Source organism: Streptomyces sp. NPDC054883, from assembly GCF_053610645.1.
Window position 1 is genome coordinate 92051 of record NZ_JBSGYT010000001.1, and the last position, 15695, is coordinate 107745.

At 73.1% G+C, this 15695-nt stretch carries 14 protein-coding genes; 7 read left to right on the forward strand and 7 right to left on the reverse strand.

Going from position 1 to position 15695, the window contains the following annotated elements; translation table 11 throughout:
- Window positions 1-154 precede the first annotated feature (154 nt).
- Entirely contained in the window at window positions 155-769 is a 615-nt protein-coding gene (locus ACWGH1_RS00465; protein WP_453408278.1) for a hypothetical protein, read from the forward strand.
- An 8-nt stretch (window positions 770-777) separates the two neighbouring features.
- On the opposite strand, the gene ACWGH1_RS00470 is transcribed toward ACWGH1_RS00465, so the two are convergent.
- Together ACWGH1_RS00470 and ACWGH1_RS00475 are read right to left on the reverse strand one after the other, a co-directional pair.
- Window positions 778-2403, reverse strand: a complete 1626-nt coding sequence (locus ACWGH1_RS00470; protein ID WP_453408279.1) for a phospholipase D-like domain-containing protein — start codon at window positions 2401-2403, stop codon at window positions 778-780.
- A gap of 233 nt (window positions 2404-2636) precedes the next feature.
- Window positions 2637-3287 (reverse strand): DUF4360 domain-containing protein, encoded by a 651-nt coding sequence (locus ACWGH1_RS00475; protein WP_453356562.1) that lies wholly within the window; start codon window positions 3285-3287, stop codon window positions 2637-2639.
- A gap of 226 nt (window positions 3288-3513) precedes the next feature.
- Here ACWGH1_RS00475 and ACWGH1_RS00480 point away from each other — a divergent pair, with 226 nt between their 5' ends.
- Window positions 3514-4746 (forward strand): cytochrome P450 family protein, encoded by a 1233-nt coding sequence (locus ACWGH1_RS00480; RefSeq protein WP_453356563.1) that lies wholly within the window; start codon window positions 3514-3516, stop codon window positions 4744-4746.
- A gap of 29 nt (window positions 4747-4775) precedes the next feature.
- On the opposite strand, the gene ACWGH1_RS00485 is transcribed toward ACWGH1_RS00480, so the two are convergent.
- Together ACWGH1_RS00485 and ACWGH1_RS00490 are read right to left on the reverse strand one after the other, a co-directional pair.
- On the reverse strand, window positions 4776-6863 hold the full coding sequence (locus ACWGH1_RS00485) for a SpoIIE family protein phosphatase (protein WP_453408280.1): 2088 nt from the start codon (window positions 6861-6863) through the stop codon (window positions 4776-4778).
- A 115-nt stretch (window positions 6864-6978) separates the two neighbouring features.
- Window positions 6979-7668 carry an aspartate/glutamate racemase family protein gene (locus ACWGH1_RS00490; protein WP_453356285.1) on the reverse strand — a complete coding sequence of 230 codons (690 nt, stop codon included), beginning with the start codon at window positions 7666-7668 and terminating at the stop codon, window positions 6979-6981.
- Between the two features lie 148 nt (window positions 7669-7816).
- On the opposite strand from ACWGH1_RS00490, the gene ACWGH1_RS00495 reads away from it, so the two are divergent.
- Both ACWGH1_RS00495 and ACWGH1_RS00500 read left to right on the forward strand, forming a co-directional pair.
- Complete coding sequence (locus ACWGH1_RS00495) at window positions 7817-9118, forward strand: MFS transporter (protein WP_453356286.1); 1302 nt, start codon at window positions 7817-7819, stop codon at window positions 9116-9118.
- Complete coding sequence (locus ACWGH1_RS00500; protein ID WP_453408281.1) at window positions 9115-10305, forward strand: anhydro-N-acetylmuramic acid kinase; 1191 nt, start codon at window positions 9115-9117, stop codon at window positions 10303-10305. The genes ACWGH1_RS00495 and ACWGH1_RS00500 overlap by 4 nt, the downstream gene beginning before the upstream one ends.
- Before the next feature lie 13 nt (window positions 10306-10318).
- On the opposite strand, the gene ACWGH1_RS00505 is transcribed toward ACWGH1_RS00500, so the two are convergent.
- The 3 genes from ACWGH1_RS00505 to ACWGH1_RS00515 all read right to left on the reverse strand — a co-directional run bounded on the left by ACWGH1_RS00505 (window position 10319) and on the right by ACWGH1_RS00515 (window position 12544).
- Window positions 10319-10909 (reverse strand): hypothetical protein, encoded by a 591-nt coding sequence (locus tag ACWGH1_RS00505; protein ID WP_453356394.1) that lies wholly within the window; start codon window positions 10907-10909, stop codon window positions 10319-10321.
- A gap of 160 nt (window positions 10910-11069) precedes the next feature.
- The gene (locus ACWGH1_RS00510) at window positions 11070-11291 is read right to left on the reverse strand and encodes an acyl-CoA carboxylase subunit epsilon (protein ID WP_453356395.1); all 222 of its coding nucleotides are present in this window, start codon (window positions 11289-11291) and stop codon (window positions 11070-11072) included.
- A complete protein-coding gene (locus tag ACWGH1_RS00515) occupies window positions 11288-12544 on the reverse strand; it encodes a cytochrome P450 (protein WP_453356396.1) in 1257 nt (418 codons plus the stop codon). The genes ACWGH1_RS00510 and ACWGH1_RS00515 overlap by 4 nt, the downstream gene beginning before the upstream one ends.
- Before the next feature lie 203 nt (window positions 12545-12747).
- On the opposite strand from ACWGH1_RS00515, the gene ACWGH1_RS00520 reads away from it, so the two are divergent.
- The 3 genes from ACWGH1_RS00520 to ACWGH1_RS00530 are packed head-to-tail and all read left to right on the forward strand — an operon-like array spanning window position 12748 to window position 15591.
- A complete protein-coding gene (locus ACWGH1_RS00520) occupies window positions 12748-13809 on the forward strand; it encodes a type III polyketide synthase (RefSeq protein WP_453356397.1) in 1062 nt (353 codons plus the stop codon).
- 16 nt (window positions 13810-13825) lie between these two features.
- A complete protein-coding gene (locus ACWGH1_RS00525) occupies window positions 13826-15058 on the forward strand; it encodes a cytochrome P450 (RefSeq protein ID WP_453408282.1) in 1233 nt (410 codons plus the stop codon).
- Window positions 15055-15591, forward strand: coding sequence for a cupin domain-containing protein (locus tag ACWGH1_RS00530; protein ID WP_453357843.1), 537 nt, complete (start codon window positions 15055-15057; stop codon window positions 15589-15591). The genes ACWGH1_RS00525 and ACWGH1_RS00530 overlap by 4 nt, the downstream gene beginning before the upstream one ends.
- Window positions 15592-15695: the final 104 nt, after the last annotated feature.

A 15695-nucleotide genomic window follows, 5' to 3' on the forward strand; every position in this document is an offset into this window, starting at 1 on the left:
CTCGCGGACCAGGTGCTTGGTCAGCGAGCGGTACGCGGCGGAGATCTCCTTCTCGCGGCCTTCGAAGGCCGGGAGGAGCTTCTCGGCGGCGATCTCCACTGCACCCCTCCCCCTCTTCTTCTCCACACCCCACCGCAATGGGAGCACCACGACGATGCGACGCAGCCGACACTCCTTCCGGGCCCTGACCGGCACCGGCTTCCTGGCCCTGGCCCTCACTCAGGCGCTGGCGGCGCCCACCGCCGCCCACGCGCACGGCGACACCGTGAAGGTCGTGATCACGGGCCAGCGCGACGGCCACCTCACCACCGACGTCACCTGGGAGAACGACGGGGACGCCGTGGACGAGGCGGTGGCCGCCACGGTGAACGCGACGAGCGCGGACGGCTCCCGGACCGCGGGCCCATGGCGGCTGGTCCGCGATTCCGCGGGCGGTGCGGGATGGAGCACGGCCGAGGTCCTGCCGCCCGGCACCTGGAAGGTCTCCGTCGACGTCGGTTTCCCGGCCCTGGGGCACGGCGAGCGGGAGGTCGCCGTACCGGTGGTCGACCCCCAGCCGTCGCCGACCGGTCCGGCGCCGTCGCCGAGCGGTGCCGCGCCGTCCGGAGTGCGGTCCGGTACGCCGTCGGCCGCCGCCCCTGCCGCAACCACTGCGGTCGCGCCCGCGGCCGACGGGACCGGCTGGTGGTGGACGACGGCCGGGGTGGCGGTGACCGCCCTCGCCGGGACCGCCGTGGGCCTGTGGCTGCGGCGCTCCCGTAGGCGGTAGTCGCGGGATCAGCCCTGGCAGACGCCCCGTTCGTAGTCGACGGTGGCGGTCGCCCTGGAGTACTGCCACTGCGGGGCCAGCAGCTGCGCGTCGAGCTGCCGGGCCGCGGTGGGGCTCTCCACGACGTAACCGAAGTCCTGGAGCCAGGCCGGGTACAGGTTCTTCGACCCGATGTAGAAGGCGGAGCCGTCCACCGAGACCAGCTTGTGGTGCTGGGCGTACGGGTGGCCGTCCGCCCAGGTCGGGTTCTGCGCGCCGCGGAAGGTGGCCAGTTGGAGGGTCGAGCACATCGTGCTCCTGGCCGTGCGCCGGTCCCCCGTCAGCAGGGCGAGCCGGTCGCGGAGCGTGTCGCTGATCTCGGCGAGGGACTTGATCTGCGAGTAGCCGCCGCTGCCCACGGCGCCGCGGTTGGCGGGGTCGCTGACCACGATGCGGACCTTGACCCCGGCGGCCATCTTGGCGGCGAGGGCGTCGTAGACGCGGATGTCGTAGCGGGGCAGCGGCGGGCAGGTCGCGTTGAGGTCCTGCTGGGACATCTCGATGTGCCGGTCCGCACTGGAGATGAGGGTCCGCAGGGCGCTCTCCTCGGGGTTGACCGTGTCGTAGTCGCGGTCGGCGTTGGTGTTGTCGTGGAGGCCGACGCCGCACTTGGTGTCCGCGGCGGTGGGCAGCGCCGGCCGGAACGCGGAGGCCGGGTCGTTGCGCTCGATGCCGACGCCGAGTCCACCGACGGCGATGACGGGTACCGTGCCGGCCGCCTCCTGCGGGGCGGCCGGGGCCGCGCCCGCGGCGAGCGCGGGCATGCAGGGCGCGCCGTTGGAGGAAACGAACCAGACGCTGCCGAAGTTGCCCTTGTTCCGGCAGGTCCAGGACCACAGCTCGTCCAGGTAGCGGCCCGCGGACGCGGCCGCGGGGCCTTCCAGCGCGATGTCGACGTCGGCCACCGGGTGGGCGGTCTCCAGGTAGTCGCCCTTCCAGCTGTTGATGCCGCCGCTGATCACCGACCGGCCGTCGACCACGAGGATCTTGGAGTGGTTCCAGGAGAACGCGGTCTTCGACGTCGTCATGGACGCGACGTTCAGGTCGATGGCGCCGGCGTCGGCGCCCAGTTTGGCGACGAGCTCGTCACGGTACTTCGACGGCAGCACGTTCAGGTGGTAGACCGGTGCGGCCCCCACCAGGATCCGCACCTTGAGCTGGTGGCCGCGTGCCGCAGCTGCCTTGAGGCCGGTGACGAGGGCGTCCTGGAACGCTCCGTCGGGAAAGGGCGCGAGGGTGGAGACGTCCACCGTGCCCGTGGCCCGGGAGACGTTCTCGGTGATCTTGTCCAGCAGCCGCCGGGTGCCCGGCCGGGAGGCGCAGGTGTCGTCGCCCCAGCAGCCAGGGGTCTGCAGCAGCCAGTCGGCGCCGCCCTCGGTGGAGGCGTCGAGGACGTTGCCGGAGGTGCGTTCCCAGACCCGGTGCTCCAGTCCTGGGGACACCTGACGGAGCGTCCCTTCGACGGCGTCGAGGTGCGGGGTCGGTGAACCGGGGTCGGCCGCTGCCGCACCGGCGGGCAGCAGGGCCAGCAGCACGGCGGTGGCGGCGGCCCTGGTGAGCAGGGCGGAGGGACGGCGAACTGAACGGCGGGGCAATGGACTTCCTTGGGGCGAGGGCCGTGAACGAGGGCACCGCCGGCACCGCGAAACGGCTGACGGCTAGATCGACCCGCGGAAGTTACCACCGGGTAGGGGGCGGCCCGGAATCCCCTGTGCCGGATTCGGCCACCCTGTCCGCCGCGGGGAACCAGCCCTCGGCCGGACGGGCGGCCGGGCACGACCGGGCCGAGGGCCCGGATGCCCGGCCGCCACAGCCGGCCGGCGGGGCATCAGCGTTCCGGGCAGGTCTTCCAGGCGAAGTGGTAGACGGTCCGGATGTCACCGTCGGCGGAGTCCATGGCGACGAAGCTGTTGGTCTTCGCCGGATCCGAGGTGCCCGCGCTGACGCGCAGTTCGGTGTTGATGTTGAAATTGCGCTGCACGCCGCACGGCGCCCACACGAGCTGGTCCCAGTCGGTGGAGTCCGTCACCTGCCAGTCGTTGTCGAACGCGCCGTTGAACGTGTGGGTCCTGCTCGCGGTGTCGGGCGATCCCTGGAAGTAGTAGGACGCCTTCTGCGTCGCTCGCGCGCCGCGCTCCAGGTGCGCGTAACCGCGGTAGTCGGCGCTCGCGACGGCGTAGGAGTAGCCCTGCGGGACGTGGACGATCAGGTTGATCTGGCAGTTCTTGCGGAAGTCGGTCGGTTGGGCGCCGACGCCCACCTGCGCCAGGTACTGGCTGTAGGTGACGGTGAAGGCGGTGTGGTCGGGGGCGAGGGCGACCGCCGCGGTACCGAGCGGACAGCCGGAGCCGTTGACGGACGCGACGTCGATCACGATCTTGTCGGGCGGCGGGGTGAAGGGGCTGGGAGCGGCCGGGACCAGCGCTGAGCCGGCGAGGAGCGCGGCGGTCGCACCGCCCACGAATAAGACACCGGGCATGATGCTCCGATCGGTTGTCGGTGGCCTTGCCTGATGTGGGGGACGTCCGGTGCCGCGTGGCGGAGCGGGTTGCGGACCGCTTTGGATAGTAGGGAGCAACTCCCCTGCGCAGTAGGGCGGATACCGGCCGAAGAACCGGCCCGGGTGCGGTGTCCCCGGCGCCGGCTGCCAAGATCGACGGCATGGACAACCGATCCGCTGTCCCGGCGGAGCAGGAGGAAAGCGCATGACGCGGCACACCCACGCCGGTCCGCGGACGGACGGGGCGACCCTTCCCCGGCCCTTCGACGGGGCGTTCGCGGCGGATCCCCACGCCGTGTACCGGCGGCTGCGCGAGCAGGGATCGGTTCACCGGATCGCCCTGCCCGACGGCTCCCCGGTGTGGCTGGTCACCCACGAGGCGGACGTCCGGGAAGGTCTCGCCGACCCCCGGCTGTCCGTCGACAAGCGTCACTCCACCACCGGTTACACGGGGTTCTCCCTGCCCTCCGCGCTCGACCGCAACCTGCTGAACATCGATCCGGAGGATCACCGGCGGCTGCGCCGCCTCGTGTCCCACGGCTTCACCCCCCGACGCGTCGAGCAGCTGCGGGACAGCGTGCAGGCCATCGTGGACGACCTCCTGACGGGGCTGGCGGAGGGGATGGACGCCCGCGGCGAGGCGGATGCCGTCGCCGCTTTCGCCAAGCCGCTACCGCTGCGCCTGATCGGTTCGCTGCTGGGGGTACCGGACGGCGACCAGGACCGGTTCTCGGGCTGGGTCACCGGCATGCTCGCGCCGCGCGGCCGCGCGGAACTCGTGGAGGCGATCGGCCGGATCCACCGGTTCCTGATCGCTCTCGTGGCCGGACGCCGCGCCGCTCCCGGAGACGACATGCTCTCCGACCTGATCGCCGCGCGCGACGAGGGGGACCGGCTCAGCGAGGACGAACTCGTCTCGCTGGCCTTCCTGATCCTGCTGGCCGGCAGCGAGAACGTCCAGCACGTCATCGCCAACGGCCTGCTCACCCTGCTCACCCACCCGGAGCAGCTGGCCGAACTGCGCGAGCGGCCCGCCCTGTTCCCCGCAGCGGTGGAGGAACTCCTGCGCCACGCCCAGCCCATCCAGACGACGATCCGGCGCTTCGCCACCGAGCCCGTCGAGTTCGGCGGCGTCCTGATCCCGGCCGGGGACACGGTGCTGCTCTGCCTGGCGTCGGCCCACCGGGACCCGGCCCGGTACCCCGAGCCCGAGCGCTTCGACATCCACCGGGCGGACCCGGCCCACCTGGCCCTCGGGCAGGGCATGCACTACTGTCTCGGCGCACCGCTCGCCCGGCTCCAGATCACCGTCGCCCTGCGCACCCTGCTCGACCGCTTCCCCGGGCTGCGCACGGCCCGCCCGGCCGGACAGCTCTCCTGGACCACCACGTTCCGCTTCCACGCCCTGCGGGAACTGCCGGTCACGACCGCCCCTTAGGGTGTTCGGGCGTTCTTCGGGCGCACCGCTCAGCGCCGGTTCGGGTCCACCGGGAGTATCCGGGCCATCAGCAGGGCCACGTCGTCATGGTCGCCGGGGCGGCGCAGCGCCCGTAGCAGCAGGTCGCAGGTGTCCTCCAGGGGCCGGTGGGGGCCGGCCAGAAGGCTCAGCAGGAGGTCGAGGCGCTCGTCGAGGGACTGGTCGCGCGTCTCGACGAGCCCGTCGGTGTACAGGACCAGCTGGTCGTCGGGGGCGAGGGCGAGGCGGGTGGTGTGGAAGGGGACGCCACCCACCCCTAGCGGCGCGCCGGTGGGCAGGTCGAGCAGTTCCGGCAGCCGGCCGGGACGCATCAGTACCGGTGGCAGGTGTCCGGCGAGCGAGATGTGGCATTCGGCGCGCAGCGGGTCGTAAACGGCGTAGGCGCAGGTGGTGATGGTGTGTTCCATGCCGGCGGCGGCCTGGTCGAGGTACTGCAGGACCAGGGCGGGGTCGAGGTCGAGCTGGGTCAGGGTCCGGGTGGCGGTGCGCAGCTGTCCCATGGTGGCGGCGGCCGCGATGCCGCTGCCCATGACGTCCCCGATGACGAGGGCGGTCTTCTCGTCGGCCAGCGGGATGACGTCGAACCAGTCGCCGCCGATCTCGCTGGTGGCCCCGGACGGCTGGTAGCGGTGGGCGATCTCCAGGCCCGGACGGTCCGCCGGCTGGTGCGGGAGCAGGTTGCGCTGGAGGGTGAGGGCGGCGTGCCGCTGGTTCTGGAACAGCCGGGCGTTGTCGACGCAGACGGCCGCGCGCGCGGCCAGCTCGACCGCCAGGGTGACGTCGTCGTCGTCGAACGGGGCGGCCGTACGGGCGCGCATCAGGCCGACGGCGCCGATCACCTCGCCGCGGGCCACCAGCGGCACCGCCAGGTAGGAGTGCAACCCGGCCGCGGCCAGCAGGGCGGCCGCGTTGTCGTCCCGGGCGATGCGGCGCAGGTCCGGTCCGGTCACCCGGGCCACGAGGACGGGGCGGCCGGTGTTCACGCACTTGGTCACCACCCGGTCGGCGTCGTACTGGGCGAGTTCGCCGGTCTGGTCGGTGGCCTGCGCCGCCCCGGTGGGGTAGGCGGCGACCACCGCCAGGGCCCGGAACCGGGCGGGTCCGGCCGGTTCGCCGGTGGTGCGGCGGCCGTGCAGGACGCTGTCGAGGACGTCCACCGTGGCGACGTCGGCGAGTTGCGGTACGCACACTTCGGCCAGTTCCCGTGCGGTCTGTTCCAGGTCGAGGGTGGTGCCGATGCGTACGGAGGCGTCCGCCACCACCGCGAGGCGCCGGCGGGCGCGGGCGGCGTCGGCGGCCGCCCGGTGCTGATCGGTCACGTCGACCACGGAGACCGCCACGCCGAGGACGTGCCCGGCCGGGTCGTCGAGCCGGTAGTAGGACACGGACCAGGCCCGGTCCTCGGGGTCCGCCGGGGTGCGGCCGACCACGTACTGGTCCAGCAGCGGCACGCCCGTGGCGAGCACCTGCCGCATGTCGGATTCGATGGCCTCCACGTCCAGGAACGGCAGCGCCTCGCCGATGGTCCGGCCGATGTGCTCGGCGGCGGGCAGGCCGTTGATGTGCTCCAGGGCCGGGTTGACCAGCACGTACCGCAGCTCCGTGTCGGTGACGCCGAGGCCGATCGGGGACTGGGAGACCAGCCGCAGTGAGAGCGCCAGATCGCGCTCGACGCGCCGGAGCGTGGGGTGATCGGTGGCGATGCCGAGGGCGTAGAAGTCTCCCAGGTCGTCCTGGAGCCGCATGTTGCGGAATTCCACGAGCCGCGTGCCGCCGTCCTTGTGCCGGACGGGGAAGCTCCCGGCCCAGCGCCGGCCGCTCTTCATCACCTGGGTGAACAGCTCGACCACCAGGTCGCGGTTCTCCGTCGACACCAGCAGCGCGGCCGCGGGCCGCCCGAGCGCCTCCTGCGCGGAGAAGCCGAACAGGTCTTCCGCCTGCGGGCTCCAGAAGACGATGCGGCCGCGGTCGTCCAGGACCACCGCGGCGAGGCTCAGGACGTCGAGCAGGCCGCCCGGTGCCGCCGGATCCGCCTCCGTGCTGTGGATCTCGGCCCGGAATGCGTCGGACGTGCTCATGGCCCGAACCCTTTCCGCTCACTCCCTGGCGCACCGTGTGCCGGCCCAGACCACCGGCTCCGCTCCTCCAAACCCTCCCATCGTCTCTCCGTACCGGCGACCCGGCTCCCGGCCGTCAGGCCAGCGCCGCGCGCACCGCGGCCTCGGCGTGGATGCGCGCGGTCGGGAAGACCGGAACGGGACTGTCCCGGGGGCCGATGAGCAGCTCGATCTCGGTGCAGCCGAGGACGATCCCCTGGGCGCCGGCGGCAACCAGGTCCCCGATCACGTTCCGGTAGGCCGTCCGTGATTCCTCGCGCACGATGCCCCGGCAGAGCTCCTCGTAGATGACCCGGTGGACCAGCTCCCGCCCGGGGGCACCGGGGACGAGTACCTGGAGGCCGCCCGCTTCGAGCCGGCCGCGGTAGAAGTCCTGCTCCATGGTGAAGGCGGTCCCCAGCAGCCCGACCCGGCGCGGCCCCTGCTGCCGTACGGCGTCGGCGGTGGCGTCGGCCAGGTGGAGCAGGGGCACGGTGAGCGCCTGCTGGATGCGGTCGGCGACCTTGTGCATGGTGTTCGTGCACAGGAGCACCAGGTCGGCCCCGGCCGCCTCCAGGGACCGGGCGGCCGCGGCGAGGAGTTCGCCCGCCTCGCTCCAGCGCGCCTGCGCCTGGAGTTCCTCGATCTCCGCGAAGTCCACCGAGTAGACGACGCACCGCGCCGAGTGGAGGCCGCCGAGGCGGTCGCGGGTCAGCTCGTTCAGCAGCCGGTAGTACTCGGCGGTGGACTCCCAGCTCATGCCGCCGAGCAACCCGATGGTCTTCATCCGCGTACTCCCTACTCAGCGGGGATCCATAAGAGTCCGAGCGTAACAACCATCAGTTCATAAGGATTGCTTTGGGACGGGTGCTGCTTTGTGCTGAACCGGGCCGCCGCCCGGAGTCGCGGGTGCGCCCGGCGGGCACGCAGCACGCGTGACCCCTCTCGCCCTGCGCCCGGCGGCCCCGCTCCGCACCGCCTCCCGTCGCGCGCTCCTCGCCGGCTCGGCGGGCAACCTCGTCGAGTGGTACGAGTTCGGCGTCTACGGCTGCTTCGCGACGGTGATCGCTGCCCACTTCTTCACCCCGCGGGCGGGAGCCGCTGCGGGTGTCCCGGCGCTGGTGGCGACCTACGCCTCGTTCGCCCTCGCGTTCTTCTTCCGGCCCGTGGGAGCGCTGCTGTTCGGCCGGCTGGGAGACCGGCTCGGCCGGCGGCCCGTGCTGGTCCTCGTGGTGGGCCTCATGACACTGGCCACCACCTTGATCGGGCTGCTGCCCACCCGGGCCGTCATCGGTCCCGCCGCCCCCTGGCTGCTCACGCTGCTGCGCGCGCTGCAAGGGCTGTCCGCGGGCGGGGAGTTCGGCGGCGCCGTGTCGCTGATGACGGAGTCCGCCCCGCCTGGCCGGCGCGGGCTGTACGGGGCGTGGCAGTCCTTCACCGTCGCGCTCGGGCTGCTCGCGGGCACGGCGACGGCCGCCGCCGTGGCCTCCGCGCTGCCGGGCGAGGCCCTGCACGCGTGGGGGTGGCGGATCCCGTTCCTGCTCGCCCTGCCGCTCGGCGGGGTCGCGCTGTGGCTGCGTACGGCGCTGGAGGAGCCGCCGCCGGCAGCCGCGCCGGAGACGGCCGGGGCGGCCGCGCGCCGGGAGGGCCCCGGGCGCGCCGTGGCGCTCGCCGTCGCCCGGGTGACGGGGTGGTCGGCGGCCGGGTACACCTTCCTCGTCGTACTGCCGTCCTACCTCCAGTCCGTCCTGGGCACCTCGGTGCGCGGGGCCCTGGTCGCCACCGCCCTCGCGAACCTCGGCTTCGCGGCCTGCGTACTGCCCGCCGGGATGCTCAGCGACCGGACCGGCCGGCGGCCGGTGATGCTGGGCGGTGCCCTGGCCGTCGTACTGCTGGCGTTCCCGCTCCTGCACCTGCTGCGCGACCCCGCCCTGGCGCCCGCGGCGCGGGCCGGGTCGCTGCTCGTGGCGGGCGCGCTCGTCGGCCTGATGGCCGGGCCGGGACCGGCGATGCTGGCGGAGATGTTCCCGCGCGGTGTGCGCTGCACCGGACTGGGGCTGGCCTACTCGCTGGCCAACGCGGTGTTCTCGGGTTGCGCCGGTCTCGTCATCACCGCGGCCGTCGCGGCGACGGGCGATGCCTCCGTACCGGCCTGGTACGCCGCCGCGGCGTGCGCCGTCAGCGCGCTCGCCCTGTCCACCCTCCCCGCCGGCGGCCATCGGGAGCCGCTGCGATGAGGGTGATCGGCCTGATGTCGGGGACATCGTACGACGCCGTCGACGCCGCGGCCGCCGACCTCAGGTCGGACCCCGGGGACGGGACCCTGCACCTGACACCGCTGGGCATGGTCTGCGAACCGTACGCCGAGGACGTACGGGCGGACCTGGCGGCCGCGCTGCCGCCCGCGACGACCACGATGGCCGACGTCTGCCGCCTCGACACCCGCATCGGGCAGGCCTTCGCCCGGCTCGCGGTCCGCGCCGACCGGGAACTGTGCGACGACCGGGCGGAGTTGATCGCGTCGCACGGCCAGACCGTGTACCACTGGGTGCAGGACGGCCGGGTGCGCGGCACGCTCCAGCTCGGCGAGCCGGCCTGGATCGCCGAGGGCAGCGGCTGCCCCGTCGTCTCGGGCTTCCGACCGCGGGACGTGGCGGCGGGCGGCCAGGGCGCGCCGCTGGTGAGCCTGGTGGACCTGATGCTGCTGCGCGGGCGGCCCGGCGTGCCGGCCGCGCTGAACATCGGGGGGATCGCGAACCTGACGGTCGTCCCGCCGGGCGGGGACCCCGTGGCCTTCGACACCGGCCCGGGCAACGCGCTGATCGACGCGGCGGTGCGCGAGGTGAGCGGCGGCCGGCTGGCGTACGACGAGGACGGCGCCCTCGGCGCGGCCGGGCGCGTCCATCTCCCCTTGCTGGAGCGGCTGTTGCACGAGCCGTACTATCGGATGCCCTGGCCCAAGACGACCGGCAAGGAACTCTTCCACCACGCCTACCTGCGCCGCGCGGTGGACGCCGCGGGCATCCGCGGTCTCCCGCCCGAGGACCTCGTGGCCACGCTGACGCGGCTCACGGCCGCCACCATCGCCGCCGCGCTGCGCCCGTGGCGGGCCACGGAGGTGTTCGCCTCGGGAGGGGGCGTCCGCAATCCGACGCTGACGGCGATGCTGCGGGCGGAGCTGGGGCCCGTCGCGCTGCGCACCTCGCAGGAGCTGGGCCTGCCCGCCGCGGCGAAGGAGGCCTACGCGTTCGCGGTGCTGGGATACCTCACGCTGCACGGGCTGCCCGGCAATGCTCCCCGGTGCACGGGGGCAGCCGGCCCGCGCGTCCTGGGATCGATCACCCCGGGCCGCCGCGCCCTGCGCCTGCCCCCGGCCCGGGTGGCCGCCCCGCACTCCCTGGTCGTGCACCCGCCGCGCGCGTGACGCGCCCAGGGGGTCAGACGGCCGGTCCGGTGCGGGCGGTCCGGCCGAGGGGGGCGAGGGCGAGCAGGAAGAGCAGGCCGCCCACGGGCAGCAGGTCCAGGCCGACCGCCATGACCGCGACGCCCGCCACCGTCACCGCCGGGCGCCAGGCTTCGGTCCGCCGCAGCGCCGCCAGCCAGGTCAGCAGCAGCACGAGGCCCACGTAGAAGAGCAGCGGGCCGACGGAGTAGACGGCGGGCGTGACCCCCTGGTGGCTCTGCACCCGGTCGAAGAGCACGTTCATCGCTTCCCGGTCCTCGCTCAGGAACCCGACGACGAGGTCGATCACGGCTTGCGCCGTGACCGCCACGACGCCGGTCAGTCCGGCCGCCGCGCCGGCGCCCGCGAACCACCGGCCGGCCGCGCCGCGCCCGTGGGCCGACCGCCGGCGCAGTTCCAGGAAGACGGGGACGAAGGCGAGGACGCCCGACAGGAGGGCGAGGTGGCTCACGGACCAGGCGAAGCCGGGGCCGTGGACGTCGTCGGTGAGCCGGATCAGCCCGTACAGGATCATGCAGAGCGGTCCTACGGCGAACGCGGCCCCCGGCCACTTGATGTTGGTCATGCACTGATCATCTTGGGCGGCGGCCGGACCTCGCGTCGGGGAAGCCCCCGGGCCGGCCCCGAGACGTCCCTGAGCCCTCCCGGGGCGGTATCCCCGAGGCCTGCCCCGGAGCGGTGGGTACGGGGGCGCCGGTCCGTCCCCGCTCACCCGGGTCGGCCCGTCACGTACCGTCCCGCCCGGCCCTGTTGCGGGGTGGCCGGGCGCGCCAGGAGTGCGCGGGATGGACGAGGGGCCAGTGGCGGTCCCAGTGGGCGCGGCGGCTGCGCTGGCCGTGTTCGTGGACGGCCGGGGCGCTGCGCGCCAGGATGACCAGGGCGGCCGTGAGGGCTGCCAGTTCTATGTGGTCCGGGTGCCCCCGGACCACCTTGATCCGGCGTATCACCAGGTCACCGGGAGGGTCTTGGGCCCGCGGATCAGCGCGCCCGGCTGCCATTGCATCTGCTCCGGCGGCACCGCCAGCGCGAGCTTCGGATAGCGGTCGAGCAGGGTGGCGACGATGATCTCGGACTCCATCCGGGCCAGCATCGAGCCGACGCAGTGGTGGGGGCCGTTGCCGAAGGCCATGTGCGCGATGGGACCGCGGTCGAAGTCCAGCGTGTCGGGGTCCGGGAACATCTCCGGGTCGCGGTTGGCGGCGAGGTACGAGGAGTAGACGACCTCCCCCTGCCGGATCAGCACCCCGCCCATCTCGACGTCCCGGGTGGCGACCCTCGGGATGCCGACGCCGCTGCGGTGCGGGATGTAGCGCAGCAGCTCGTCGACGGCTTGCGGAATCAGCTCCGGCTCGGCGCGCAGCCGGGCGAGGTGCTCCGGATGGGTGAGCAGGGCGTAGATCATGTTGGCGCTGTTGTTGCGCACCGCGTGGGCCCCGCTCACCAGGATCGCGGTGGCGAGGGAGACCGCCTCCGCCTCGGTGATCTCCCCGGCGTCGGCGGCCGACGCGAGGACGGCGGCGAGGTCCTCGCCCGGCTCGTCGGCCGGCTCCGCGCGGCGCAGCGCGAGGAGGGCGACGACGCTCTCGCGGACGGTCTTCATCGCGTCGGCGCTGCGCTCCGGGGCCGGGCCGGGCGTCATGATCACGTTCGCCCAGGAGGTCATGCCCTCGCGCATGTCCTGCGGCATCCCGAGGAGGTCGGCGACGGCCGCGAGCGGGAAGGGGCCGTGCAGGTGCTCCACGAGGTCGGCGGGCGCGCCGTGGCGTTCCATCTCGTCCAGCAGCCGGTCGGCGGTGGCCTGCACGGAGGGCCGCAGCCGCTGCATGCTCTTGCCGGTGAAGGCCCGCGCCACCACGCGGCGCATGTCGTTCAGGCGCGGGGGGTCGGCGTAGTTCAAGGACGCCTGCTGCGAGGCGATCGCGTGCGGCGAGGAGCTGGTGATCGTACGCCCGACCAGCTCCTGCCTGCTGAACCGCGGGTCGGTGGTGGCCGCCTTGACGTCGGCGTAGCGCGCCATCAGCCAGGCGCTGCCCTCACCGAACGGCAACCGAACCCGACTGGCCTTGCCCTCCCGGAGCCGGGCGTGCAGGAACGGGTCGAACTCCAGGGCTTCGAGGTCATCCAGGTCCCAGCAGTGCACCGGCCCGTCCGGAACCGGGTCCGCGCGCGTCCCCAGGGCCGTGTCGGGGTCTGTCGTCATGGTTCTCTCCCAGCCTTGATGTCACTCCAGGTAGGCGAATGCGCCGGGAATCCGGCTCACGATCCCTTCCCGGCACCGGCTCGCTCCGCTGCCTGCGCCCGCGACTCTCACCGCAATGGCCCAGGGCACCGGCGGGTCAGTCCGACGAGCGGAACCGGCACCGGTCCGTGAGGCTTTGTCGGGAAATGAAAGGAGAGCCGACTGTGGCGACTCTGTGCAGGCCAACGGTGCACGTGCCCGAGCACGTGATCACCATGGAGCAGACCCTGGATCTGGCCCGGTCCGTTCATGCCGATCACCCGCAGCTCGACCTGGCCCTGAGACTGATCCGGAACACCGGCGTCGAGAAGCGGCACATCGTGCGCCCCATCGAGGAGACCTTGCGGCACCCCGGCCTCGAACAGCGCAACGCCGTCTACGAGGCCGAGGCCAAGGCGCGGGTACCGGCGGTGGTCCGCGCGGCCCTCGACGACGCGCAGCTGCGTCCCCAGGACATCGATCTGATCATCTTCGTGTCGTGCACCGGCTTCCTGATGCCGTCGCTGACCGCCTGGATGATCAACTCGATGGGCTTCCGCACCGATACCAGGCAGCTCCCCATCGCCCAGCTGGGGTGCGCGGCGGGTGGTGCGGCGGTGAACCGGGCGCACGACTTCTGCACCGCCTACCCGGAAGCGAACGCGCTGATCGTCTCCTGCGAGTTCTGCTCGCTCTGTTACCAGCCGAGCGACCTGGAGGTCGGCAACCTGCTCTCCAACGGCCTCTTCGGTGACGGCGTCGGCGCCGCCGTCGTCCGCGGCCGGGGCGGCACGGGCGTGGACCTCCACCGCAACGGGTCGTACATCATCCCGGAGACGGAGGACTGGATCATGTACGACGTCAAGGCCACCGGGTTCCACTTCAAGCTCGACCGGCGCGTTCCGGGAACGATGGAACCGCTCGCCCCGTCACTCAAACGCCTCGCCAAGGCGCACGGGTGGGACGCCGCAGCGCTGGATTTCTACATCATCCACGCAGGTGGCCCGAGGATCCTGGACGACCTCAGCAAGTACCTCGGTGTGCCTGCCGAGGCATTCCGCTTCAGTCGGGCCACACTGACCGAATACGGCAACATCGCAAGCGCCGTGGTCCTGGACGCCCTGCGCCGGCTCTTCGACGAGAACGGCACCGTAGACGCCGCCAAGGGCATGCTCGCCGGGTTCGGGCCCGGCATCACCGCCGAGATCTCACTCGGGAGCTGGGTTTCGGAGCCCGCGACCCGGTGAGGGAGGAATCCGAACGATGCTGAAGGACGGCCCCGCCACCTCTAGGCCACCCGTCACGCACTGGCCCGCCCTGGACCTGGCCGGGGTCGACTTCGACCCCGTCCTCGCCGAGCTGATGCGCGCGGGGCCGATCACCCGTATCAAACTCCCCAACGGAACCGGATGGGCCTGGCTCGTCTGCCGGTACGACGACGTGCGGATGGTCGCCAACGACCCCAGGTTCAGCCGCAAGCTCGTCATGGAGCACGACGTCACCCGGCTGGCCCCCCACTTCATCCCGGCCCCCGGCGCGGTCGGTCTCGAGGACCCGCCCGACCACACCCGGCTGCGCCGCACCGTCGCCGCCGCGTTCACCACCGCGGGGGTGGAGCGCCTGCGGACCCGGGCGCAGCGGATGCTGGACGAACTCGTCGGCGCCATCCTGCGCGACGGCCCGCCCGCGGACCTCACGGAGCGGCTGCTGGCGCCGTTCCCGCTCGCGGTGGTCTGCGAGCTGATGGGTGTTCCGGCCGAGGACCGACCGGAGGTCCACGAATGGACCACGATGATCCTGTCCTCCGCGCACGGCGCCGAGCGCAGCGAGCAGGCGAAGGCGCGGATGTGCGGCTATCTGGGCGAGCGGCTGCGGGCCGGCCGCGGCGCCACGGGCGACGGCGGCGCGGCCGGCGACGTGATCGGCCTGCTCGCGGCGGCGGTCGAGGCCGGCGAGGTCACCGAGGCGGAGGCCGTCGGGGTGGCCCTGCTCCTGCAGATCGGCGGCGAGGCCGTCACCAACAACGCCGGCAACATGGTGTACGTCCTGCTCACCCGGCCGGAACTGATGGACAAGCTGCGCGCCGAGCCGGATCTGCGGCCCACGGCCATCAACGAACTGCTGCGCTACATCCCGCACCGCAACTCGGTCGGACTCTCCCGGATCGCCCTGGAGGACGTCGAGGTCGCCGGTCAGGTCATCCGCGCGGGCGAGGCGGTGTACGTCTCCTACCTCGCCGCGAACCGGGACCCGGAGGTCTTCCCGGACCCCGACGAGATCCGGCCGGACCGCACGCCCAACGCGCACGTCGCCTTCGGCTACGGGCCGCACTTCTGCCCCGGCAACATGCTGGCCCGGCTGGAGTCCGAGCTGCTCGTGAACGCGCTGCTGGACCGGTTCCCCGACCCGCGGTTCGCGGTGCCGGTGGCGGAACTGGGCTGGCGGCCGGGTGCGCTCATCCGCGGACCCGAGGCGCTGCCGGTGACCTGGTCGTGACGGCGCACGTGGCCCGGGACGGGCTGCTGGTGCCGCCGGGCCACGGCCGCACCCTGCACACCGCCGCCCAGCAGGTCACCTTCAAGGTCACGGGCGAGGACTCACGGGTCGCCTCCAGCTTCGAGGTCGTCGTACCGCCCGGATTCGATGTCGGGGCGCACCTCCACACGCGCAGCGAGGAGCTGTTCTACGTCCTGGAGGGTGAACTCGACGTGATGGCGTTCGAGCCTCGCGTCCGTTCCGGCGACGACTGGCGACGCTGGGAGTCGCTCGACGGCCGCCAGGTCGTCCGGGCGACCCCGGGGACGGTCATCGTCGTACCGCCCGGCTGTCCGCACGCCTTCGCCAACCCCACGGGGGAACCGGCCCGGATGTTCTTCCAGGCCTCTCCCCCGCCCGACCACGAACGGTACTTCGAGGAGCTCCTCGAACTGCTCGACGCCAACGCCGCACCGGATGCCTCGGCGATCCGGGAACTGCGGGCGCGCTACGACATCGAGCAGCTGACACCACTGCGCCACGGCCTGTCCTGACCGGTCGCGGCCCGCCGGCCGGCCGGGCGCGGCCCCGGCCCCCGTCAACCACGCCCACCCCCACACCACCCACGGGCGACCCAAATCTGCGCCCGCGCCCGACG